General features: G+C 73.9%; 18 protein-coding genes and 3 pseudogenes. 8 read left to right on the top strand and 13 right to left on the bottom strand.

The window, feature by feature from the left end; translation table 11 throughout:
- Position 1: 1 nt before the first annotated feature.
- The 3 genes and pseudogenes from BG452_RS45095 to BG452_RS46855 form a co-directional block, all read right to left on the bottom strand.
- Positions 2-229 carry a hypothetical protein gene (locus BG452_RS45095; RefSeq protein WP_188310223.1) on the bottom strand — a complete coding sequence of 76 codons (228 nt, stop codon included), beginning with the start codon at positions 227-229 and terminating at the stop codon, positions 2-4.
- 222 nt (positions 230-451) lie between these two features.
- Positions 452-757, bottom strand: coding sequence for a hypothetical protein (locus tag BG452_RS45090; RefSeq protein ID WP_188310222.1), 306 nt, complete (start codon positions 755-757; stop codon positions 452-454).
- A gap of 44 nt (positions 758-801) precedes the next feature.
- A pseudogene (locus tag BG452_RS46855) lies at positions 802-1200 on the bottom strand (helix-turn-helix transcriptional regulator); the annotation flags it as partial.
- On the opposite strand from BG452_RS46855, the pseudogene BG452_RS46850 reads away from it, so the two are divergent.
- A pseudogene (locus tag BG452_RS46850) lies at positions 1193-1393 on the top strand (DUF2000 family protein); the annotation flags it as partial. The pseudogenes BG452_RS46855 and BG452_RS46850 sit on opposite strands and share 8 nt — an antisense overlap.
- 93 nt (positions 1394-1486) lie before the next feature.
- Here BG452_RS46850 and BG452_RS45080 read toward each other — a convergent pair.
- Positions 1487-2749, bottom strand: coding sequence for a glycoside hydrolase family 10 protein (locus tag BG452_RS45080; RefSeq protein WP_188310220.1), 1263 nt, complete (start codon positions 2747-2749; stop codon positions 1487-1489).
- 557 nt (positions 2750-3306) lie between these two features.
- On the opposite strand from BG452_RS45080, the gene BG452_RS45075 reads away from it, so the two are divergent.
- Entirely contained in the window at positions 3307-4086 is a 780-nt protein-coding gene (locus BG452_RS45075; RefSeq protein ID WP_188310219.1) for a VOC family protein, read from the top strand.
- 95 nt (positions 4087-4181) lie between these two features.
- On the top strand, positions 4182-4400 hold the full coding sequence (locus tag BG452_RS45070; protein ID WP_188310218.1) for a hypothetical protein: 219 nt from the start codon (positions 4182-4184) through the stop codon (positions 4398-4400).
- A 5-nt stretch (positions 4401-4405) separates the two neighbouring features.
- Here the strand turns inward: BG452_RS45070 and rox are convergent, their stop codons facing one another.
- Positions 4406-5836 carry a rifampin monooxygenase gene (gene rox / locus BG452_RS45065; RefSeq protein WP_188310217.1) on the bottom strand — a complete coding sequence of 477 codons (1431 nt, stop codon included), beginning with the start codon at positions 5834-5836 and terminating at the stop codon, positions 4406-4408.
- 433 nt (positions 5837-6269) lie between these two features.
- On the opposite strand from rox, the gene BG452_RS45060 reads away from it, so the two are divergent.
- On the top strand, positions 6270-7466 hold the full coding sequence (locus BG452_RS45060) for an MFS transporter (RefSeq protein ID WP_188310216.1): 1197 nt from the start codon (positions 6270-6272) through the stop codon (positions 7464-7466).
- 68 nt (positions 7467-7534) lie between these two features.
- Positions 7535-8365 carry an aldo/keto reductase gene (locus BG452_RS45055; RefSeq protein WP_188310215.1) on the top strand — a complete coding sequence of 277 codons (831 nt, stop codon included), beginning with the start codon at positions 7535-7537 and terminating at the stop codon, positions 8363-8365.
- Between the two features lie 379 nt (positions 8366-8744).
- Here BG452_RS45055 and BG452_RS45050 read toward each other — a convergent pair.
- The 5 genes and pseudogenes from BG452_RS45050 to BG452_RS45030 form a co-directional block, all read right to left on the bottom strand.
- Positions 8745-8837, bottom strand: a pseudogene (locus BG452_RS45050) (aminoglycoside phosphotransferase family protein); the annotation flags it as partial.
- 54 nt (positions 8838-8891) lie between these two features.
- A complete protein-coding gene (locus BG452_RS45045; protein ID WP_188310214.1) occupies positions 8892-9287 on the bottom strand; it encodes a CPCC family cysteine-rich protein in 396 nt (131 codons plus the stop codon).
- 77 nt (positions 9288-9364) lie between these two features.
- Positions 9365-9610 (bottom strand): hypothetical protein, encoded by a 246-nt coding sequence (locus tag BG452_RS45040; RefSeq protein ID WP_188310213.1) that lies wholly within the window; start codon positions 9608-9610, stop codon positions 9365-9367.
- A gap of 53 nt (positions 9611-9663) precedes the next feature.
- The gene (locus BG452_RS45035; RefSeq protein WP_188310212.1) at positions 9664-11388 is read right to left on the bottom strand and encodes a penicillin-binding transpeptidase domain-containing protein; all 1725 of its coding nucleotides are present in this window, start codon (positions 11386-11388) and stop codon (positions 9664-9666) included.
- A gap of 168 nt (positions 11389-11556) precedes the next feature.
- Positions 11557-12609, bottom strand: a complete 1053-nt coding sequence (locus BG452_RS45030; protein ID WP_188310211.1) for an alcohol dehydrogenase catalytic domain-containing protein — start codon at positions 12607-12609, stop codon at positions 11557-11559.
- A gap of 354 nt (positions 12610-12963) precedes the next feature.
- Here BG452_RS45030 and BG452_RS45025 point away from each other — a divergent pair, with 354 nt between their 5' ends.
- The 3 genes from BG452_RS45025 (at position 12964) to BG452_RS45015 (ending at position 15381) form a co-directional block, all read left to right on the top strand.
- Complete coding sequence (locus BG452_RS45025) at positions 12964-14205, top strand: styrene monooxygenase/indole monooxygenase family protein (protein WP_188310210.1); 1242 nt, start codon at positions 12964-12966, stop codon at positions 14203-14205.
- Between the two features lie 134 nt (positions 14206-14339).
- On the top strand, positions 14340-14885 hold the full coding sequence (locus tag BG452_RS45020) for a hypothetical protein (RefSeq protein WP_188310209.1): 546 nt from the start codon (positions 14340-14342) through the stop codon (positions 14883-14885).
- A 133-nt stretch (positions 14886-15018) separates the two neighbouring features.
- Positions 15019-15381 (top strand): antibiotic biosynthesis monooxygenase family protein, encoded by a 363-nt coding sequence (locus BG452_RS45015; protein WP_188310208.1) that lies wholly within the window; start codon positions 15019-15021, stop codon positions 15379-15381.
- A gap of 34 nt (positions 15382-15415) precedes the next feature.
- Here BG452_RS45015 and BG452_RS45010 read toward each other — a convergent pair whose 3' ends face one another.
- From BG452_RS45010 to BG452_RS45000, 3 genes are all read right to left on the bottom strand, one after another.
- On the bottom strand, positions 15416-16453 hold the full coding sequence (locus BG452_RS45010) for an alpha/beta hydrolase (RefSeq protein ID WP_188310207.1): 1038 nt from the start codon (positions 16451-16453) through the stop codon (positions 15416-15418).
- Complete coding sequence (locus BG452_RS45005; RefSeq protein ID WP_188310206.1) at positions 16450-17709, bottom strand: CHAT domain-containing protein; 1260 nt, start codon at positions 17707-17709, stop codon at positions 16450-16452. Before BG452_RS45005 ends, BG452_RS45010 begins: the two co-directional genes overlap by 4 nt.
- 5 nt (positions 17710-17714) lie before the next feature.
- On the bottom strand, positions 17715-23456 hold a 5742-nt coding region (locus BG452_RS45000), incomplete at its 5' end, for a tetratricopeptide repeat protein (RefSeq protein WP_188310205.1).

Raw genomic sequence — 23456 nt, 5'->3', positions numbered from 1 at the left:
GTCAGTGCTTGGGCTTCACACAGGTCACGCACCAGGCCCCGGTGGCGTTCCACTCGTCGCTCCGCTGCTCGCCACCCGGCCCCGTCACGCTCCCGGCCGCCTGTTGGGTGCCCCCCTGCCGCGCGGCCTGCGCCGACGCGCCGACCTGCGGCAGGACGGCCAGCCCCACGGCCACCGCCACCGAGGCGAGTCGGGCTGCGATGCGGGTGCTGCTGCGGTGGTTGACCATCCGAATGCGCCTCTCTGCAAGCTGTCCACCGGCCCCCGGTGGAGCCAGTACGCTCGCACACCCCGATCAACACAGGATCAACGCCGGTGCCGCGCTGAGCAGGGCCGTTCATCAACGGGCCAGGCCCAGCACCCGGTTCAGATCACCCTCGGCGATACCCGGCCATCGCCGCCCGCCATCGCCGCCCGGCGGCGCGGCCCGGCGGCGCCTACCGAGCGGCGCCTACCGAGCGGCGCGCAGTGCCTGCCGCAGCTGGTCGACGGTCGGGGCGTCGCAGAGCGCGCCGTGGGTGTCCCGGTACAGCCGGCAGGAGAGGGCAGCGGGCTGGCCGGGTTCGGCGAAGGGGTCGGTGCCGTCGATCAGCAGGGTCGGCGAGCCGTGCGGGCCGAGCGCCTCCGCCTGCTCGCCGTCGACCACCGTCACGCAGTCCACCGCCCGGGCCGGCCGTCCGCCGAGGGCCTCGGCGAGCCGCTCCCGCAGCAGCGTGGCGTTCGGGCAGTCGGGAATCGCCAGGATGGTCAGCTCCATCGCTCTCCACGTCCTCTCGTCGTTCCTGCTGCGCACCCTGGAACTCAACCAGCCCGGGTGTAGCGGCCGGGAGTCGTGCCGAGCACCCGCTTGAAGTGCCGGGTGAGGTGGGACTGGTCGTAGAAGCCCGCCGCCGTCGCCACCTCACCCGGTGGGCGGCCGTCGAGCAGCAGCCTGCGGGCGAGGTCGACCCGGCGGGACATCAGGTACCGGTGCGGCGCGATGCCGTAGGCCGTGCTGAACGCGCGGACCAGGTGGGCGGGGTGGGTGTGCAGCAGCCGGGCGGCCTGGTCCAGGGTGGTGGCTTTGAGCAGCCGGGAGTCCAGCAGGTCGCGCAGGTCGGCTGCGACGCCCCGGGCGACCGGGGCCTGCGTTCGTGAGCGGCGCGGGCGCAGGCTCGCACGCAGGCGCTCACTGATGAACGCCAGCCGGCTCTCGGCCTCGAACCGCGCGCTCGCCCGCTCCACGCCCTGCTCGGTCTTCACGTCGGAGCTGTTCACCACCGGCGACGACCGGGCCAACCGGGCCACCGTCCGCGCGGTGGGCAACGAGCAGCTGGACCTGGTGGGACTGGCCGTCCACGGGCCGCGGAACGCGGTGGACAAGATCCTCAAGGGGGCTCGGATGCACCCTTGACCGGCCACCGCGCCCTTGAACGGGTACCGCACCCCGGACCTGCTGCCGCGCCCCGGCCCAGGCGGGAGCGAACGGCCGGGGACGGACGGACGCTCAGCGGGATTCCGCCCGGTAGTGGTCGGCGACGACGCGGGCCATCGCCCCGATGCGGTCCTCGGCGACCTCCCTCGCGGCGAAGAAGCAGTGGCCGCGGACGGAGGGCCGGTGCCCGGCCAGCGCCAGGTGGCGGGACAGCTCGGCCGGGTCCTGCCAGGCGGCGGGCTGCGCCGGATCACCCGCCTTGTACAGGGCCTCGCCGAGGTACAGGTCGACGCCGGTGCCCCGGGCCACCTCGTCCCACCAGGGCACCAGGACGGCGTAGTCGGCGGCGGCGAACCCGATGTTCCAGTACAGCTGCGGGCAGATGTAGTCGAGCCAGCCCTCGCGCACCCACCTGCGGGTGTCGGCGTGCAGGTCGTCATAGGCCTGCACCCCCGCCGTGGTCGCCGAGCCGCGCCCGTCGGTCGCCTCGTTGCGCCACACCCCGAACGGGCTGATCCCGAACCGCACCCGGCCGTCGATCTCCTTGATCCGCGCGGCCGTCTCCCGCACCAGGAGGTCGATGTTGTCGCGCCGCCACGCGGCGCGGTCCGGGAAGCCCGTCCCGTACCGGGCGTAGGCCGCGTCGTCGTCGAAGCGCTGCGCCGCCACCGGGTACGGGTAGAAGTAGTCGTCGAAGTGGACGCCGTCGAGGTCGTAGCGGCGGACGGCGTCGAGCACGGCGTCCTGGACGAAGCGGCGGACCTCGGGCAGGCCCGGGTTGTAGTGGAGCCTCCCGCCGTGGGCCACCACCCAGTCGGGGTGGAGGCGGGCGGGGTGGGTCGGTACCAGCCGGGACGGGTCCGTGTGGGTGGCCACCCGGTACGGGTTGAACCAGGCGTGCAGTTCCAGGCCGCGCCGATGCGCCTCGGTGACGGCGGTGCCCAGGGGATCCCAACCGGGGTCCTTGCCCTGCACTCCGGTGAGCCAGGCCGACCAGGGCTCGTACGGGGAGGGCCACAGGGCGTCCGCGGTCGGGCGGACCTGGAACACCACCGCGGTCAGCCGCCGCTCCGCCGCCCGGTCGAGATGGGCGAGGAGTTCGGCGCGCTGGGCGTCGGCGGGGAGACCGGGCCGGGAGGGCCAGTCCCGGTTGGCCACCGTCGTCAGCCACACACCGCGGAAGTCCCGTTCCCCGAGGCGGTGTTCGCCCACAGCCGGTGCGGCCTGCTCCCGTGGCCCGCCCGGGCTGGTCCCGACCGTCGGGCCGGGCGAGACCAGCCCGCTGAGCGCTCCCGCTGCGCCCGTCACGAAGCCCCGCCGGGTGATTCGCCCCATGTCGCACTCCTCGCTCGGATCCCGTGCGCCCGGGCGCTCCGGAGAGCACACCCGGCCCGCGCCGCGTCAGAACCAACGATCCCGGAGGTGTTCGGATGCGCGGCGTGCGGCCGGTAGTAGGTCAGCGGGCGGGTGACGCACCTGGCGGTCCCGGCCCGCGCCGTCGCCGAGGCCCGCCGCGGCGGTGCTCAGGCCGGCCAGGACGGCGAGGGGGAGGGTGCCGCCGTCTGTGGTGCTGGTGGCGCCCCGGCTGAGCAGGATGCTGGGCGGCCGGGGCGAGGAACGCCACGGCGCTGAAGGCGATCCCCCGGGCCAGGGCAGTGTGCCGGGAGCCCGGCACGGCGTGGGCCGGTGGCGCGGAGATCCCGGAGGAAGCGCACACCCGCGTCCCAACCGGGCCTGCCACCGTACTGGTGGTCACCGCTGTGCCCAGGCCGGGCAGGCCGGTTCGCGCCTCCGCCGCCGCAAGCTCCACTGCGGCACGTCTCGGGTGGCGGATCCCGGGGCGGGACGGGAGGGTGACTGGCGGGGGACCTCACGAGCGAGAAAGAGCGACCATGCCCGAAGTCACCACCCCGTACGTGACCGGCACCCCGTGCTGGGTCGATCTGATGGCGAAGGACCAGCAGGCCGCGCTGGACTTCTACCGTGACCTCTTCGGCTGGCAGGGGCAGCCCGGCCCGGCCGAGTTCGGCGGCTACGCCGTCTGCCAGCTCAACGGCAAGGCCGCGGCCGGCATCGGCCCGGCGATGGCCCCCGAGGGGATGCCGACTCCGCCCACCGTGTGGACCAGCTACCTGGCCGGCTCCGACGCCCAGGCCACCCAGGACGCCATCGTCGCGGCGGGCGGCACCCTGCTCGTCCCGGTCATGGACGTCGGCAGCCTCGGCCGGATGCTGATCGCCGCCGACCCCCAGGGCGCGGTCTTCGGGGTCTGGCAGGCGGTGGACTTCTCCGGCGCCCAGGTGGTCAACGAGCCCGGCGCGCTGACCTGGAACGAACTGCACACCAGCGACATCAAGGGCGCCACCGCCTTCTACGGCGAGGCCTTCGGCATCGAGATGGAGCCGGTGGAGGGCGACATCGAGTACTGGGAGCTGAAGATCGGCGGTCGCCCGGTCGGTGGCGCCACGCTGCTCAGCAACGACCCGCCCGGCACCCCGGCGCACTGGCTCACCTACTTCGCGGTCGACGACGTGGACTCCACCGTCGACGCCCTGGTCAGGACCGGTGGCACCGTCCTCGCCCCGCCCTTCGACATGGTGGCCGGCCGGATGGCGGTGGCCGCCGACCCGCAGGGCGCCCCGTTCGCGATGATCAAGGTCACCGCGATGTAGCGACCCCGCAGTAGCGTGTCGGATGCTCAGCCCGCCCGGACTCCCGGGCGGGCTGGACGTTCGGCCCCCAGTGAGGAAGGACGGGTGATCGGATCGTGGCCGGACGCCACCGACGGCCCCAGGAGCCGGAGTTCCCCGCCGACGCCGACCGCAGGCTCAGGGCCATCGTCGACCAGCGGCCGGTGGTCGAGGAGGGCGTCGTGCTGCTTCCCGGCTCGGACCAGCCGTACCTGTACCGCACCGTGTACCAGCCGGACGGGACGGTGCAGCGCACCCTGGTCCGGGTCGACCCGGGCCCGCCGCACGGCAGTTGACCGGCTCAGGCGGTGGCGGCGCCGAACCACCGAGTGAGCGCTTCGTCCAGCGTCGGCTGGTCCGCGCCGATCCAGGCGACGTATCCGTCGGGCCGCAGCAGCACTGCGGGGACGTCCAACTCCTCGACGGGGTCGGCGACATGGTCGACACGGTCGGCCCAGCCCGCCACCGAGAGGGCGCCGCCGGTGGAGTCGAGCAGCAACGCCCGGCCGCCGCGCATCAGTTCGTACAGGCGCCCCCGCTCCAGCCGGACGTCCCGCAGTCGGCGGCCGAGCAACTCCGGGCCCTCGCCCAGGTCGTAGCGGACCCCGACCCCGAAGACCATCTCGGTGACGTAGCGGTTCACCTCCTCGAAGTCCATCAGGGTGGAGAGCAGCTCGCGCAGCGCGACCGCGCCGGGCTCGGAGCCCAGCAGCGTCATCTGGGCCCGGGTGTTGGCCAGCACCCGGGCGCCCACCGGGTGGCGTTCGGCGTGGTAGCTGTCCAACAGGCCCGCGGGGGCCCGGCCTTGGACAGCGGCGGCGAGCTTCCAGCCGAGGTTGTAGGCGTCCTGGATGCCGATGTTGAGACCCTGGCCGCCGGTGGGCGGGTGGATGTGCGCCGCGTCCCCGGCGAGGAAGGCCCGGCCGACCCGGTACCGCTCGGCCTGCCGGGTGGCGTCGCCGAAGCGGGACAGCCAACTGGGCGCGTGGGCACCGAAGTCGGTGCCCGCGGTGGCGCGCAGCCGCTGCCGGAACTCCTCCAGGGTGGGCGCCTCGCCGCGCTCTTCGCGGACGTCCGCGGCGGGCACGATCACGCGGTAGACCCCCTCGCCCCGGGGGATGGCGCCGAAGCGCAGCTCGCTCCGGCGGACCTCGGTGACCACGGCCTCGATCACCTCCGGCGCCTCGGCCAGCGACAGCTCGCCGAGCAGGGTGTCGACCCGGGAGGGCTCGCCGGGGAAGGCGATGCCGAGCTGCCGGCGCACCGTGCTCCGGCCGCCGTCGCAGCCCACCAGGTAGCGCGAGCGCAGCCGGCTGCCGTCCGCCGGCTCGACGGTCACCCCGTCCTCGTCCTGGTCGAGCCCGGCCACCTCCTGGCCGCGCCGGATCACGGTGCCGAGCTCCAGCGCGTACTCCTGGAGCAGCCGCTCGGTGACCGGCTGCTCGACGCTCAGTCCGTAGTCGTGGGCGGTGTCCATGCTCTCCGGCCACGGCTTGTGGATGTGGCCGAAGAAGCCGCCGATCCGGAACTTGCCGCCCACCGCGAGGAACCGCTCCAGCAAGCCGCGCTGGTCCATCATCTCCACGCTGCGCACGTGCAGGCCCTGGCCGCGGGACTCCCGGGTCGGCTCCGTCAGCCGCTCCAGTACCACCACCTCCACGCCCTGGAGCCGCAGTTCGATCGCCAGCATGAGGCCGGTCGGCCCGCCGCCGACCACGATCACATCGATCATCGGTACATCCCCCAGTGAGTGATTGGACGAGGCCGCGTATCGGTCACTGACCCGCATACGGTCTGAACCGCGCAAAACGCCAGGTTCCGGCCTCGGGCGACGATTGTGCGCCCTGAGGGGGGCCTTGCCGCAAGGCCCCCCGCGCGCGGTACCTTGAGAGTGGCGAGGAGGTCCTGGACCCCTCGCCTTTTGCTGTCCGTGGCGGGCCTACGCTGCCCGGATGAACGCCGACGATCTTGGATGGCAGCAGCGACGGTCGGATGGTGACGGCGCCGATCCTGTGGTGACGACGCAGACCCGGTGGTGACGGCGACAGTCGGGTGACCGGGGCCGATCTCTGGCGCCTGCAATCATTGCGATTGCAAATATAAAGCGACTGCAACTATTGTGGAGGCCTGTAAGGCGCTGAAGTCATCGTATGAAGGGTCTCGCCATGCCTCTCGCACTCCTCGCCCTGGCCATCGGGGCCTTCGGGATCGGGACCACCGAGTTCGTGATCATGGGTCTGCTGCCCCAGATCGCGGGCGACTACGGTGTGTCCGTCCCCACCGCCGGCCTGCTGGTCACCGGCTACGCGCTCGGCGTGGTCATCGGCGCCCCGCTGATGACCGTGCTGGGCACCAGGATCAGCCGCAAGACGATGCTCATGCTGCTGATGGGCCTGTTCGTGGTCGGCAACCTGCTGTCCGCCGCCGCGCCGAACCTCCCGCTGATGCTCGTCGGGCGGATCGTGACCTCGCTGGCCCACGGCGCGTTCTTCGGCATCGGCTCGGTGGTGGCCGCCGAACTCGTCGCCCCGGACAAGAAGGCCGGCGCCATCGCCACCATGTTCACCGGACTGACCGTCGCCAACGTCGTCGGCGTCCCGCTGGGCACCTACATCGGCCAGGCCGTCGGCTGGCGCACCACCTTCGTCGGCGTCGCGGCCCTGGGACTGCTCGGCCTGCTCGGCATCGCCAGACTCGTCCCGGCCCTGCCCCGCCCCGAAGGCGGCCACCTGCGCGGCGAGTTGACCGCCTTCCGCAACCCCCAGGTGCTGCTGGCGATGGCGATGACCGTCCTGGGCTTCGGCGGCGTCTTCGCCGCGATCACCTACATCGCCCCGATGATGACCCACGTCGCCGGCTACTCCGACGGGGCCGTCACCTGGCTGCTGGTCCTGTTCGGCGTCGGGATGTTCCTCGGAAACCTGCTCGGCGGGAAATACGCCGACCGCAGGCTGATGCCCCTGCTGTACGGGACGCTGGGCGGCCTGGCGCTGGTGCTGGCCCTGTTCACCCTCACCGCGCACAACAAGATCGCCGCCGCCGTGACGATCCTGCTGGTCGGCGCCCTCGGCTTCGCCACCGTCCCGCCGCTGCAGAAGCGCGTCCTCGACCAGGCCCACGGCGCCCCCACCCTGGCCTCGGCCGTCAACATCGGCGCCTTCAACCTCGGCAACGCGCTGGCGGCCTGGCTCGGCGGCCTCGTCATCTCCGCCGGCCTCGGCTACACCGCCCCCAACTGGGTCGGTGCCCTGCTCGCGGCGGCCGCGCTCGTCCTGGCCGTCTGGTCCGCCGCCCTGGAGCGCCGGGACCACCGCTCGGCCGGTGCCGTGGCTCCCGCGGCGCGGATCCCCGTCCACCAGTGAGCGACCGCCAACCGCCGGGCCGCTCCACCCCCACCCCACCCACCTTCCGAGAGACCGGAACCACCACCATGAGCACCCCCAACGTCCCGACCGTCCGGCTGAACAACGGCGTCGAGATCCCCCAGCTCGGCTTCGGCGTCTTCCAGGTCCCCGACGACCAGACCGCCGCAGCCGTCACCTCCGCCCTCGAAGCCGGGTACCGCAGCATCGACACCGCCGCCATCTACGGCAACGAGACCGGCGTCGGCCGCGCCCTGGCCGCCTCCGGCCTGGCCCGCCAGGACCTCTTCGTCACCACCAAGGTGTGGAACGCCGACCAGGGCTACGACGCCACCCTGCGCGCCTTCGACACCAGCCTCGCCAAGCTCGGCCTCGACCACGTCGACCTCTACCTGATCCACTGGCCCACCCCCGCCCGCGACCGCTACCCCGACACCTGGCGCGCCATCGAGCGGCTCGCCGCCGAGGGCCGGATCCGCGCCGCCGGCGTCTCCAACTTCCAGCCCGCGCACCTGAAGCGGCTGCTCGACACCGGCGAGCTCGTCCCCGCCGTCAACCAGATCGAACTCCACCCCGGCCTCCAGCAGGCCGAACTGCGCGCCTTCCACGCCGCCCACGGCATCGCCACCGAGGCCTGGAGCCCCCTCGCCCAGGGCGCCGTCCTCGACGACCCCGCCGTCACCGCCATCGCCCGGCGCACCGGCAAGTCGCCCGCCCAGGTCGTCCTGCGCTGGCACCTCCAGCTCGGCACCATCGTCATCCCCAAGTCCGTCACCCCGGCCCGGATCCGCGAGAACCTCGACGTCCTCGACTTCGAGCTCACCGAGCAGGACATGACCGCCATCGCCTCCGGCGACCGCGAGCTGCGTACCGGCCCCGACCCGGACCAGTTCAACTGACCGACCCCGGCGGCCCGCTGGCAGCGCATGTCGTCGTCGGCGGGGCCGGCGGGTCATGCGCTGGTCGGGGACGGTCCTCCGGGCCAGGGGCAACCCGAGCGGGCGCTGCCCGAGCCCGAGCTCTGCGGCGACCCGTGCAACCCGGCCCTGGCGCGCGACGACTGGGAAGCCGCGCTGCGGTGGCTCCCCGACGGTGCCCGGACCGATCTCGGCCGCCTGGTCGCCCGGCTCGACGCCGAGTTCGACCGTCGGAGCGTGCCGATCCCGGGGGTGTGGACATCCTCGGCACCTTCGGGCGTCGAGGGGTGGCGGCTGCGCCTGGAGCTGGGGTGGCCGACAGGTGCCGGCGGGCGCCTGCCGAGCGCGGCAACGGGTGGTCTCACATCCGGGACCTCAGCACGTCGATCTCACAGCCCGGTGCGGACGGGTCGAAGCCGTGCTCGGCCAGCCGGCGAATCGCCAGCAGACTGCGCCTCGGTGTCGGACTCGCCCGTTAGCGTGATCGGATGGCCGCTTGACAACGGCATCAGGAAGCGGCGGGCCGCCAGAAGCCCGTGTGCCGGTAGCGCCACCAGTAGAGCACCGTCCGGTCGACCGGCCAGGCGGCCAACTGGACGCCCCGGGGCTCGAAGTGGTCGCGCTCGGGGTCGACGGGTCGCCAACCGCCGTCCTGCGGTTCGTCGCCCAGGGGCGGGCGGACGTGCTCCACCGACCGTTCCTCGCAGGCTCCGAAGGCCTGGTAGTTCTTCTGGGCCTCGATCAGCGACGGGCGGTTCGCTCCGCCCGGGTAGTCCGGCCAGCGCAGCTGGACGGAGTCGTCCTCCCAGAAGCACACCGGACAGATCTCGTACGAGCCCGGGGGCTCGTCCATGGTCAGGTGACCGCAGCACACACAGGGGTAGTTCGGCGTCACGGTCGTCATCCTGGCCGACGCCACCGCCGGGTGCCAAGCGGTTTCCGGGGAGTTGACAGCCGGGCGCGGCCATGAGGCCGGGCGGCTCAGGCGGTCGTCGGTACGAGGTAGCGGAGCTTGCCGCCGTCCGCCGCGACGAGCCTGCCGCCGTTGGCCTCGATCACCCGTCGGGAGGCGGTGTTCGTCTCGTTGCAGGTCAGCAGCGCCCCGGTGACGCCCGGCGCGGCCGCCACCGGCAGCGCGGCGGCGAGCATCGCCGTCGCGTGCCGGGGCGGTGGTGGGGGAGCGCCCTGGAGCCGCCGAAGGGGTACACCGTCGAGGTCGGCGGGCACACCCACCGCGTGAGACCCCCGAGCAGGTCGAACTGCTCCGGGTGCGGGCGCGGTCAGCCCATGCCGCCCGCCTTCAGCACCTGGGCGGCCGCCACGCCCGCCGCGCTGTTGCCGTGGCCGCCGCCCTCGACCTCGGCCGCGACGGCGAGGTCGTTGCGGTAGGCGATGAACCAGCTGTTGGTGGCCTGGCTCGAACCGGCCTCGACGGTGCCGGTCTTGGCGCCGATCTGGCCGCTGAGTCCGGACATCGGGGTGCGGGCGGTGCCCTGGGTGGCGGTGCGGGCCATCATCGAGCGCAGGCCCTGGGCGACGTCGGCGGGCAGCTTCCCGGGGGCCGTCACGCGCTTGACGTCCTCGCGCAGGACGGGCTGACGGAACGTTCCGCTCTGTACGGTGGCGGCGACCGAGGCCATCAGCAGCGAGTTCACCTGGATCTGGCCCTGGCCGATGTACGCGGCCGCGGCCTCGTCCTTGGTGCTCGGGGCGGGGATGGTGGCGTCCCGGCTGGGTATGCCGATCCGCCACTGCAGGCCCAGTCCGAACTGGTCGCGGGCGACCGTGGCCAGGGTACCGAGCTGGAGCTTCTCCAGGCCCTTGTCGATGAAGCCGGTGTTGCAGGAGTGGATGAAGTCGTCGCTGAGCGTGTAGTCGAGGTGGTTGCCGGTCTCGTCGTTGTGCCAGGTCCTGGGGGAGTTGGTGGTCTCCTTGCAGGGCGCGGCGGTGTCCGGGGTCACCCCGGCCTCCAGCAGCGCCGCCGCGGTGATCACCTTCATCGTCGAACCGGGCGCCTGCCCGCCGCCGACCGCGCGGTTGAAGCCGTCCTGCGAGGCGTAGGCCATCGCGAGGATGTTGCCGGTGCTCGGCTGGACCGCCACCAGCGAGGCGGGCTTGCCGCTCGCCGACTGCTGCTTCACCGCCTCCTCGGCGACCTGCTGGAGGTCGGCGTCGATGGTGAGCTTGACCCGCGGTGCGCTCGGCGGGGTGAGGACGAACAGTTCCTCCGCGTCCTGGCCCCCGCCGGTCAGCACCACGGCCTGTCCGGTGACGACCTTCGCACCGTCGGGCGGGGCGATCTGCGGCAGCACGGACCGCAGCGAGGGGAAGGCGTCCAGCGGTCGGCCCTTGCGGTCGGTCGGCTTGGACACCGGGTCGGGCAGAGCCTTCACGGTGATGGTCCGGCCCGCGGCGAGGTTCGGGTGGACCACGGTCGGCGCCCAGCGCACCAGCACGCGCCCGTCCGAAGCCCGTACGGCGCCCAGCGCACTCTCGTACTCCCAGGCCTCGGTGGTGCCGTCGAACTCCGCCCGCACCCGGTAGCCGACGGTCGGCTCGCCGGTCGTCCCGGCGGCTGCGGGGCCCGTCCCGGTCAGGGTGAGGGAGCGGGCCGACACGCCGTCGTGGAACGAGGTCAGTGCCGCCCGGGCGGCCTCCGGACGGTCGGTGAGGCCGGCGGCGACGGTGAGGTCCCCGCGGCCCCAGGCTGCCAGGAAGTCCTTGGCGACCGCGTCGGCCTGCTCGGCGGTCGGCGGCGCCTGCGGCTCCTTCGCGGCCGTCGGACCGGTGCTGCTCCCGCCGGGGGAGGAGCCGCCGGACACCGCGCCCAGCATGGTGTAGGCGCCGTACCCGGCGACGACCACCAGTGCGGTGAACACCCCGCCGACCGCCACCAGCCACACCCGGCGGGACCGCGGCCGGGGCGGGGCCTCCCGGTGGTCGGCGTGGACGAGGTGGTCGTCCCCGTATCCCTCCGCGTACTCGTCCCCGTGCTCTTCGCGCATGGTGCTGTGTCCCCCCTGGGTACTCCGGCGTCTGCGGGCCCGCCCCGGGCCGATGCTCCCATCGGGCGGGTCGTTCGAGCCCGTACCAGCCTAAGCGTCGTCGATCGGCCGCCGGACGGCGGGGTCTTTGCCAACGCTTGACCCGCGAGGGGGGCGGGGCGAGCGGGATCAGCGACCAGTGGTGACGACCATCCGGAAGCGGGCCCGCCCGCTGCTCATCTTCGCGACGGCTGCGGCGCTCTCCTCCAGCGGAAGCTCCTCGATCCAGGCGCGCACGCCGGTCCGGGCGGCGAAGCGCAGGGTGTCCTCGGTGTCGAGGGCGGAGCCGGAGGAGTGGCCGTGGACGGTGCGGTCGCGGGAGATCAACTGGAGCGGGTTGATGGCGAGTTGATCGACGGAGGCGCCGACGATGACGAGTTCGCCGCGGCGGCCCAGGCCGTCGACGGTGGCGGACATGGCATCGGCGTTGGTGACGGTGGCCAGCACGACCTTGGCGCCGCCGAGTGCCTGGAGGGCCTCCGCGACGTTCCCGGCGGTGCTGTCGATGTAGTGGTCCGCGCCCAGCTGGTACGCCAGTGGCTCCTTCTCCGCACCGCGGGCGATCGCGACGGTGCGGAAACCCATCGCGTGGGCGAACTGGACGCCCAGATGGCCGAGGCCGCCGAGGCCGAGGATCGCCACGGTGTCGCCCGGGCGGGCGGAGGAGCGGCGCAGGCCGTTGAACACGGTGATCCCGGCGCAGGCCAGCGGCGCGGCCTCGGCGGCGGTCAGCTCGTCGGGCACGGCCGCGAGCGCGTCGGCGGGCACGATGACGGAGTCGGCGTAGCCGCCGGGGTAGGCGGCGCCGGGCACCTGGAGGTAGGGGCAGAGGACGGCGTCGCCGTGGCGGCAGGCCTCGCAGCGCCCGCAGCTGCCGCCGAACCAGCCCACCGCGACCCGGTCGCCGACCTTCCAGCCCTCGACGCCGTCGCCGAGGGCGTCGATCCGGCCCGCGATCTCGTGACCGGGCGTGACCGGGAAGGTGGTGCCGGGCAGCATGCCGCCGGTGATCAGCAGGTCGGAGTGGCAGACACCGCACGCCTCGACGGCGATGCGGACCGTACCGGGGCCGGGCTCGCGCAGCGGGACCTCGACCAGCTTCGGCTCCCCTCCCGGAGCGGCGACCTGGACGGCGCGCACGCCGCCGTCGGTGGGGGTGGGGGCGGGGGTGGTGGCAGCCATGGGGATCCTTCGTCACGGGGGAGCCGGCGCGGGACGCGCCCGCACACGCTGACCACACCAGCTTGCGGCGTCCCCCGGGGGTTGGCCACGCGCCGCCGGCCGGGCGGATCGATGGCCAGGCGCTATCGGCCGGGGCAGGCCGTTGGCCAGGCGCCGCCGGCCGGGGCGGATCACGGAAACGGCGACTTCTTCACCTCGACATCCGATCGCCCGCGGTCCTCCTCGTCCCCGCCCCGGCGCGCGCGGGCCCGTTCGCGCCGTGGACGCGGACGCTCCGGACTGATATCCAAGCCACTGGCAACCGGCCCGGAGCGGGCGGCCCCGGTCGGACGGACCACCAGGAGAGCAGGGACGATGCGCAGGATTCTGATCGTCGGTGCCGGGCAGGCCGGCCTCCAACTGGCCCTCGGGCTGCAGTCCCACGGCTACGACGTCACACTGCTGACCGACCGTGACGCCCAGGAGGTGCGGGACGGGAGAGTGCTGTCCAGCCAGTGCATGTTCGACTCGGCGCTGCGCACCGAACGCGCCCTTGGTCTGGACCTGTGGGCCGAACGGGCGCCGCGGATCGAGGGCCTCGGGGTGTCGGTCGGCACACCGGACGGGACCAGAGTGATCGACTGGGTCGGGCGGCTGGACGCCTACGCGCAGTCCGTCGACCAGCGACTGAAGATGTCCACCTGGCTGGAGACCTTCGCCGAGCGCGGCGGCCGGGTGGAGCTGCGGCAGGTGAGCCCCGCCGACCTCGAACACCTCGCCGGCTCCTACGACCTGGTGCTGGTCGCCAGCGGCAAGGGCAAGCTGGCCGCGCTGTTCGAACGCGACGAGGAACGGTCCCCGTACCAGCGTCCGCAGCGGGCGCTGGCCGTGAGCTATGTGTACGGGCTCGCGCCGCGCCCCGAGCACGACTTCCCGGCGGTGCGCTGCAACCTGGTGCCCGGCGTCGGCGAGTTCTTCACCCTGCCGGCGCTGACCGCCGACGGGCCGTGCGACATCCTGCTCTGGGAGGCCCTCCCGGGCGGCCCGGCGGACGCCTTCGACGGGCTCCGCGACCCGGCCGAACACCTGCGGGTGATGCTGGAGTTGATGAGGACGTTCACGCCTTGGGAGTACGACCGCACCCGGGCCGGCGTCGAACTCACCGACGCCGGAGGCATCCTGGCCGGGCGCTTCACCCCGGTGGTGCGCCGCCCGGTCGGTGAACTGCCGGGTGGCGGCGCCGTGCTGGGTGTCGCCGACGTCGTCGTCACCAATGACCCGGTCACCGGCCAGGGCGCCAACAACGCCGCCAAGTGCGCCGCCTTCTACCTGGAGGCGATCCTCGCCCACGGCGACAAGCCCTTCGACCGGGACTTCCAGCAGGCCGCCTTCGACCGCTTCTGGGCCGGCACCGCGCGGGTCGTCACCGCCTGGACGAACGCGATGCTCCTCCCGGCGCCCCCGCACGCGGTGGAGCTGTTCGGTGCGGCCGGGCGACTGCGGGCCGTGGCCGACCGGTTCGCCAACTCCTTCGACGATCCGGCGGACGTCGAGAACTGGCTCCTCGACCCCGGGAAGGCCGCCGACTACCTCGCGTCACTCACGCACCGGAGCTGAGCGTCGGTCGGGTCACGGTGAGGTCAAGGTCTCACCAAGTCCCGGCCGACAGCCCCCTGATCATGGTGGGTTCGTGTCAACTCCGGTCCGCCGGGGGCATCGAGGTACCGAACGCGAACAACAGGAGACACGTGGTGGCGGTCGACGGCAGCAACATGGCGCACGCTGTGATAGAGACGGCGGTGAAGGAGCGCACGCGCCTGCAGACCGGCCGAAGCCGGGCGACGACGCTGGTGGTCCTGGTGCTCCTGGCCGGACTCGGCCTCTTCCTGGCGCTGGTCGTCGGCAAGGCCGACCCGACCACCCCTCCGGACTGCGACGGCAAGACCATGGCCCGGAGCGACGAGTGCCGGATCTGGTCCAACCACGGCGGCGGAGGCACCTTCGGTTACGACGAGATGATCGACCGCCGGGAGTCCGGCAAGGGCGTGTGGCAGGTGGTCGGCTTCGTCGGCACCGGCCTGTCCGTGGTGCTGATGGGGGTGGCGATCACCAAGCTCGACCCCAAGCGGCCCTGGGGCAAGCCGGTCGAGGCCGTGTGCCCGCGCTGCCACCAGCCCACCCTGCGGGAGAAGTTGACGGTGCACACGATCTCGCGGGGGCGGACCAACTACCGCTACAGCGGCATCGTCACGCTCTGCACACCGGTGTGCGGCTTCACGGGCGTCCGCCAGCGCTGACGGCGGCGCTCCGAGAAGGGCCCGGGTCGGGGTACGGCAGCCCCCCGACCCGGGCCCTCGGGCGTCCCTGAAATGTCCCTGATCCGGTGGGACGGCTGGATCGCCGGGCGCACCGCGCCCTACGGTGGCCGGCATGAGCGATCACCAGGAAGCGCCCGCCACGGCCGTCACGCCCGTCCAGGCCTTCGAACCCCCGTACTACGTCGCCGTGTTCAGTGCGGTGCGGACCCCGGACCAGACCGGCTACCGGGAGACCAACGAGCGGATGGAGGACCTGGTCAAGGACATCCCCGGGTACCTGGGCATGGACTACGCGCAGTCCCCCGGCGGACTGGCCATCACCGTCGGGTACTTCCGCGACGCCGACGCGCTCGGTGAATGGCAGCGCGACGCCGAGCACCGGGCGGCGCAGCGGCGCGGGCGGGCCGAGTGGTACCGGAGCTACACGCTGCACGTGGCGAAGGTGGAGCGCAGCCACGGGTTCACGCGGGCGTAGACCCCGTAGCGACCCCGACGCCGTGGCGCCCGGCTCAGCGGGAGTGGGCGGCCAGGCTGAGCAACAGGTGGGCGGACTCCGGGTGCTGGAAGTCGGAGTGGGCGCCGGAGGGGTGCAGCCGGGTGGCGAGCCCGCCCCGGTAGACGTGGCCGGCGTCGATGTTGACGATCGGATGGTCGAGTTCGGCGTGCGGGTACGGCGAGTCGGCCGGGCGGAGCCGGGTGCTGAACTGGGCGACCGGGGCGGAACCGGTGCCGGAGTGGCCGATGCCCGGGAGGCCCTCGGCACGCAGGTGCCAGAAGCCGGTGGCGCGGTCCCAGCGGGAGTGGGTGAGGACCAGCGGACCGCGCAGCGGGGCGCCGGCGCGCCCGGGGCCGAGGAACAGCCGGGGGAACAGCCGGTCGAAGGCGTCGCGCGGCGCGGCCATCTGGAACACCAGGGCGCTGTCGACGGTGAACGGGCGGGCCGGGTCGCCGGGCCGGGACGACCAGCTCAGCACCGGCGGACCGGCCGGGCGGTCGGCGGCGTACTGGACGGCCTCGCAGAGGAAGCGGCCGCCGAAGGAGTGCCCGAGCAGGTGGAGGTACTGGCCGTGGCGGTTGGCCAGGACGCGCGGGGCGTCCGGGCGGCCCCGGCCGGAGTCGAGGTAGCCGAGCAGGTGCCCGAGGATGCGCCCGGCCTGGCCGCGGGCGCTCATCGCGTGCGCCCGCTCCCGGATGCGCCGGTAGCCGGGCAGACCCGGCAGGCTGGAGGAGGGCCAGCGCACCACCACGCACCAGGGGCGGAACCCGGCGGTGAGCCCCGGGTAGGCCGCCGGGGCGGCGCGGTGCAGTGCCGCCGCCCGGTCGATCAGCGTGGCGGCCGTCCGGTCGGCGGCGTCGGGGCTGGTCTGCCAGCCGTGGACGTAGACGAACAGGTCGGTCGCCCACTCGGGGATCCGCAGGTGCCGGGCGAGGTGCTCGGCGACCCGGGCGTCGGGGACGGGCGTCCTCGTCCCGGGGACGAGCAGCCGGCCGTGCTCGTCCAGGTCCACCGTGACGGGTCGTACGGATGTCGATGGCGTGGGGTTCACGGGTTGAGCTCCAGGATGCTGTCGATGCCGCAGTGCAGGGAGTAGGCGAGCGCCAGCGGGTTGCGGTACTCGCGGGCGAACCAGCGGACCAGTTGCTGGGTGATCTCGCCGGCCGTGAACTCGCCGGTCAGGTAGTGGTCGAGGAAGGCGAAGGCGTACTCGGCGGCGAACTCCTGCGGGATCTGCAGCTGCGGCCCGAGCACGCCGTCCGCGCCGAGGTCGACCAACGCCCGCCCCAGGTGGTCGAGTTCGGCCGCCGCCGACTGTCCGGTGTGACAGGCGTTCAGCAGCACGAACGGCCGGAAGACGGCGCCGGGCCGGTCCAGGTGGCGGCGGCGGTGGCGGCGCACCAGCTCGGCGTCGATGTGCCGGTCGTCGGAGAGCCGGACGGCGAGCTGCTCGTACGGGGAGTCGTTGGCGACGAACTGGCCGTGGCACCAGAAGTACATGACGTCCTCGTCCAGCACGGCCGTGGACAGCGCCTCCAGCAGCAGGTCCGACTCGGTGCGCACGGTCAGCTGGGAGCGGTCCTCCAGCAGCTTGCGGACCTCGGGCGCCCGGCCGATACCGGTCAGCTGGTCGTCGGTGTTGAGGCTGGTGACGGGCTTGGCGCGGGCGGAGTTGGGCGGCTGGATCGGCGGATAGGCGGCGCCGGTCTGCTCGACCTGGTGCCGGTGGCCGAGGAAGTCCGCCCATGGGTCCGGCTGGTCGCCGTCCACGGCGAGCATCGGCCAGGGCAGGTGGAGGTCGGAGTCGAAGCTGATCCGCAGCGAGCCGTGCTCGGTGAGGGTGGTGGTGAGGTACTCGCGGAAGCGGGTCAGGCTGCGGTCGGATCCGTCGAACATCGTCTCCAGGAAGTACCGTCCCTCCTCGGCGAGTTCGGCGACCTTGCGCTCGGCGACGGCGGCGTGCGGGGAGAAGTCGACGGCGGTCGCGAAGGGGTAGGGGTTGAGCGGGTCGGGGTCGTAGCCGATCAGCCGGTCCCGCCAGACGGCGCGCAGCCGGGCCGCCTTGGCGAGCAGCACGGGTGCGGGGACGGCCAGTTGGGCCCGGTGCGGGCGGGTGCTGGGAGCGCGCTCGCCCGGGCGGAAGGCGCTGATGTGCAGTTCGTCGCCGTGGCGGCGGAGCGAGACGACCAGGTCCAGCGGGGCCGGGCCCTTCGGCGGGAGGTCGGCGGCGGGACCGGTCTGCCGGGGCAGCCGGGTGTAGTCGGCGGACGGGTTCTGCCGGACGAGGACTTGGAGGTCCCGGGGCACGTCGATTACTCCTGCTCCTGGGGTGCGGCTGTGGCGGGGACGTCCACGACGGCGGAGAGGTCCTGGAGGACGGCGCCGTGGCCCCGGTCGAAGACGGTGATCCGGACGGTGTGCGGGCCGGGCGAGGCCGGGGTGAGCGCGAACCGGGCGGGCGGGCCGGCCGGGCTGTGGTCGGCGACCGGCGGGTCGAGCCGAGCGTCGGGGGAGACGGCGGCGACCAGGCGCAGCTCGGGCAGGGCGGCCGGGTCGGCGGCCTCCTCGACGGACTCCAGGCGCAGTTCGAGGTGGGTGGTGGCGCCCACGGCCGGGTCCGCGGTGAGGGTGAGGCGGGGGCGCCAGGCGGGGCGGGGCGTCGGCGGTTCGACGGCGCGGTGCATCGCGCCGCGGGAGCGGCGGGGGAACGGGGCGGGGGTGGTGCGGCGAGGGCTGAGCTGCGCGCGGTCGGATTCGAGGGTGTCGGGGAGCTGGGTGAGCGCGCTGCGGGCCTCTGTCGCCAGCGGGTGGCCGGGGTCCATCAGCGCCTCGCGGCCGACCCGGACCGCCGCCAGCAGCTGGTGGGCGGTGTCGCGGCGGCCGTCCGCGGCAAGGGCCTGGGCCAGGCCGACGGCGAGGGAGGGGAAAAGCGGCAACGGGCCGGGGCGCTGGGCGCCGACGCTGACGGTGACGTCGTCGGCCTCCCGGTGGCCGGTCCGGAGGGCGGCGGTCGGCGAGGCGTGCCCGGACGGGATCCGGTCGGCGATGATCCGCTCGTGGACCCGGACGGCGCCGTCGGCGTCCCCGGCGCGCAGCCGGGCGTGGGCGAGGGCCTGCCGGACCTCCAGGGTGAGGGTGCTGCGTACGCCCCGGCTCTCGGCGCAGGCCTCGGCGAGTTCCTCCAGCCGGACGACGGCCCGCAGCGGGCGAGCGCCCTCGGCCAGCAGGAGCGCCTGGGTCAGCCGGGCGGTGACCGTGGCGTCGTCCGGGCCGCCGAGGGCCTCGGTGGCAGCGGTGACCAGGTCGGCGGCCAGGCGCAGGGCCGTCTCGGGCTGCCCGCTCAGGTGGTGGGCGAAAGCGAGGACACATCCGGTGTGGACCAGCTCGGGCAGGCCGGGGCCGGTGGGGCGCGTCCAGTCCTCCGCCGTCCGGGAGAGCTCGGCGATGGCGGCGGCAGACTCACCGTCGAGGATCAGGGCCTTGGCGAGGTCGCACCGGAGTTCCCGTACGACGGAGTGCTCGGGTCCGCGCGCGTCGACGGCGATGGCCAGGGCCTCGCGGTAGTGGGCTGCCGACTCGCCGAAGCGGCCGGCCTGGAAGAGGTTCAGCGCAATGCTGTCCCGGACGTCGAAGGTGTCCGGATGGTCGACTCCCAGGACGCGGCCGCGTTCGGCCAGGACTGCTCGGTAGAGCGCGTCGGCGTGGTCGTGGTGCCACCCGTGGCGAAGGGCGTGGGCCGTGCTGTTCCTGGCGACGAGGGTGGCGGGGTGGTCGGGGCCGTGCACCCGCTCGTGGTCGGAGACCTGGGCCTGCCGTTCGGTGACCTCCTGGCGATGGCGTCCGGCAAGGCGGTGGGTGTAGGCGAGCTCGGACCGGTCGTCGAGGGTGTCCGGATGGTCCGGGCCCTGACACCGGGTCCGGACGGCGATCAGTTCCGCGAAGAGGTCGGCGGCACGGTCGAGTTCGCCGGTGGTGCGGATGTTCTGCGCCAGCATGGAACGTGTGAGGAGGCTGTCGCGGTGCTCCGGCCCACGGACCCGGGTGCAGTCCGCCACCAGCAGTTCCCGGTCGATGACGGCCTGACGGTGCAGGCCGGCGAACCCCCGGCTGGTGGCGAGGATGCTCCGGTCCGTGAGCACGGTCGGGTGGTCCGGGCCATGGATCCGGGCCCGGTCGTCCACCAGGGCTTCGTCGAGTCGGATGCCCAGCAGGTGGTTGCCGGAGGTCCGGTGGATCCAGGAGAGGAGGAGGCGGGCGTGGAGGGTGTCCGGGTGGTCCGGGCCCTGGATCCGGGTGCGGTCGGCGACCAGGGCCTCGCCCAGCTGCAGAGCCGGCCGGAGGTCACCGGCCGCCCGGCAGGAGGAGACCTGTGACTGTCGGGCGAGCAGAGTGTCCGGGTGGTCGGCTCCGAGTATCCGCGCGCGGTCGGCGGCCAGGGTGCCGAAGAGCTCGCTCGCGAGGCTGTGGTCCCCGGCTTCGTCATGGGCGAAGGCGTGCCACCAGCGGGCGTGGAGGGTGTCCGGGTGGTCCGGGCTCTGGATCCTGACGCGGTCGGCGACCAGGTTCAGGTACGACTCCACAGCACTTCGGTAGTGGCCCGCTTGGGAGAGTGCTTGTGCCAACTCCTCGCGGAGGTCCAGCGTTTGCGGGTGGTCCGGCCCGTCGACGCGGGTGTGGTCGGCCACCAGGGACGCGAATTCGGCGAGGGCACGGGCGTGCTCGTCGCAGGCCCGCCAAGCCGAGGCGCGCTGACGACGGCATCGCAACGTGCTCGGGTGGTCCGACCCGAACACCCGGGTGTGATCGGCGAGGAGTCCTTCGAACAGCGCTGCTGTCCGGCGGTGGTCACCGGCGATCTGGCAGGTGGACGCGTGCCAGACGCGGATGTCGAGGGTGTCGGGATGGTCGGGGCCGAGTGTCCGGGCGTAGTCGTGGGTGAGGGCTTCGAACAGGGACACCGCGTGCCGGTGATCTTCGGCGTTCCGAAGGGAGAGCGCGAGCGAAAGGCGGGTGAGGAGCGTCTCGGGGTGGTCGGCTCCCTGGACGCGGGCGCGGTCGGCGATGATCGGTTCGAGGAGGTCGGCCGCGCGCCGGTGGTCGCCCGCGCTTCCGTGGGCGGTGGTCAGCCAGAGGCGTGCGTTGAGGGTCTCGGGGTGGTCCGGCCCGTATACCCGGACGTGGTCGGCCACCAGCGCCTCGTGGATCGCCAGGGCGCGGCGGTGGTCGCCCAGCGCCTGGTGGCTGTGGCCCAGCCAGAACCGGGTGTGGAGGACGTCCGGGTGGTCGGCTCCCTGGATCCGCGTGCGGTCGGCGAGCAGTGCCTCGTACTGCGCCAGCGCCTCGCGGTGCCGGCCGAGGTTGCGAAGGGATGTCGCCAGCCACCACCGGGTGTTGAGCACTGCCGGGTGGTCCGGCCCCTGGATCCGGGTGCGGTCGGCGAGCAGCGCCTCGAAGAGCGTCAGGGCCTCGCCGTAGTCGCAGGCGTTGGTGTGGATCGACGCCTGCCACCACCGGGTGGTGAGGACGTCCGGGTGGTCCGGGCCCAGGACCCGTTGCCGTTCGGTGACCAACCGGTCGCACAGTTCCGCCGCGCGCCGGTGCTCTCCCGCCTCGTCGACGGACCGGGCCAGTCGCAGCCGGGCGTCGAAGGTCTCGAAGTGCTCGGGGCCGTGGACGCGCAGCCGGTCGGCGAGGAGCTGCTCCCGTACGGCGAGCGCCTCGCGCGGTCGGCCGGCGGCCTGCAGGGCGCGGGCGAGGCCGGAGCGCTCCTCCAGGGTGTCGGGGTGGTCCGGGCCCTGGATCCGGGCCCGGTCGGCCACCAGGCGCTCCAGTTCCTCGACTTCGAGGGCGGGCAGCCCGGCGATGCGCAGCGCGTACCCGAGGAAGCTGCGCTCCTCCAGGGTGTCGGGGTGGCCCTCGCCCTGGATGCGCGCGCGGTCGCGGACCAGGGCGCGGTGCTGTTCGACCGCGTGGCCGGGGGTGCCCGCCTCCCGGTGGGCGCGGGCCAGGCCGCTGCGCGCGTTGAGGGTGTGGGGGTGGTCGGGGCCGAGCACCCGGGTGTAGTCGGGGACGAGTGCGCTGAACTCGGCGACGGCGAGGGCGGCTCGGCCGGCCTTGCGGTGGAGGGAGGCCAGGCGCTTGCGCGCGTAGAGGGTCTGCGGGTGCTCCGGGCCCTGGGCCCGGGTGCGGTCCACGACGAGGGCCTCGAAGGCGGCGATCGCCGCGAGGTGGTCGCCGGCGTCGGAGTGAGCGGCCGCGAGCCAGCTGCGGCTGTTCAGGGTGTCCGGGTGGTCGGCGCCCAGGATGCGGGTGCGGTCGGCGACCACCTGCTGGTACCGGCTGATCGCCAACCCGTGCAGCCCTGCCGCGAGTTGGGCGAAGGCGAGGCCGCTGTGGCGGGTCACCACGTCCGGGTGGTCGGCGCCGAGCACCTGCTCCACGTCCGCCACCAGCCGCTCGTACTCGGCCACCGACTCCCGGTGCTGCCCCGCCACCTGGAGGGCGTACGCCAGGCTGGCCCGGCTGTTCAGGGTGTCGGCGTGGTCCGGCCCCAGCACCCGGGCCCGGTCGGCGATGACGGCGCGGAACTCCGCCGCGGCGAGCTCGTGTCGGCCGGCCCTGCGGTGGCCCTGGGCGAGCGTGTGCCGGTCGGCCAGGGTGGCGGGGTGGTCGGTGCCCTGGACGCGGGTCCGCCGGGCGACCACGTCCCGGCACAGCTCCACGGCCCGGGCCGGGTCGCCGGTCTTGGCCTGCAGCCGGCCGAGCCGGCCGAGGGTGGTGAGGGTGTCCGGGTGGTCCTCGCCGAGCAGCCGCCGCTGCCCGTCCGCCATCGCCTCCACCAGCCGGACGGCGTACACCCGCTGGGCCCGGTCGGTGAGTTCGCCCGCGGCCAGCCCGTACAGCGCGACGGTCTCGGCCGTCGGATCCTGGGACGGACCGCTGTCGGCCAGTTCCCGGATGTGCGGCAGCAGCGCCCGCCGGAGCTCCGGCCGGGCGTCCGGCCAGAGCCGGGCCGCCGCCCGGGCCAGGTGTCGCTCGGCGCGTGCGCGGAAGTCGGAGGTGCGCAGCACCGCCTGGAGCAGCCGGTGCACGGTGACGGTGTCGCCGAGGGTGATCAGGTGGTAGTCGGCGAGCAGCCGCAGTGCCCGGTCCACTTCCTCCGGGCGGCGCTCCCCGAAGGGGGTGAGCGCCTCGCGCGGCAGGGCCTCGGGGGCGTACCAGGCGAGGGTGCGCAGCAGCTCGACGGCGAAGGGCGCGGTGTGCTGGACGGTCCGCAGCGTGGTCCGCCACAGCCGGGCGACGGTGTCCTCGGCGCCGGGCCCCACCGGGCCGGTGGCGCGCAGCAGTTCGCGGTACGCGGCGAAGGTGGTGCCGGTCTGCTGGACGTAGGCGCCGGCCTGGGCGAGGGCGATCGGCAGGTGGCCCAGTTCGTCGGCGAGGGCGCGGGCCTGGTCCTGCTCGGCCGGATCCACCGCCGAGTCGGTGTACGCCGCCCCGCACAGCAGCCGGGCGGCCTCGGGGGCGTCGAGGACGTCGATGCGGACCGGTCTGATGCCCGGGTGCCAGCCGCTCGCGCGGCGGCTGGTGACCAACTGGTGGCCGCAGCCGAGGAGTCGGCCGACGTACGGGGTGAGGTGGGCCGGGTCCTCGGCGTTGTCGTAGACGAGCAGCCAGCGGTCGTGGGCGCGCAGCCAGGCGATGGCCCACTCCACCTGCTGGCCGGGCGGGGCGGTGAGGGCCCAGGTGGGGTGGAGGTGGACGGCGAGCCCGGCGAAGCCCTCGGCGAGCTGTTCCGCGGACTCGGCGGTGAGCCACCAGATCAGCCGGTAGTGGTCGGCGCGGGCGTAGGCGTGGTGCAGGGCGAGGCTGGTCTTTCCGACGCCGCCCAGGCCGTGCAGGGTGGTGGCCTGGGTGACGAGTCCGCCCCCGTCGTCGTGGGCCAGGGCCTCGGCGACGGCGCGCGACTCGCCCTCCCGGCCGATGAGCGGGCCGGCGGAGCGGGGCGGCAGATTGGGCGTCGGGGTGGTGGCCTCGACGGCCTGCGCGGCGCGCGC

Origin of the sequence: Streptomyces sp. CBMA123 (genome assembly GCF_014596465.1) — a bacterium.
Classification (GTDB): Bacteria; Actinomycetota; Actinomycetes; order Streptomycetales; family Streptomycetaceae; genus Kitasatospora.
Note: the sequence above shows the minus strand (reverse complement) of the source record. Positions and strands in the feature narration are given on the sequence as shown.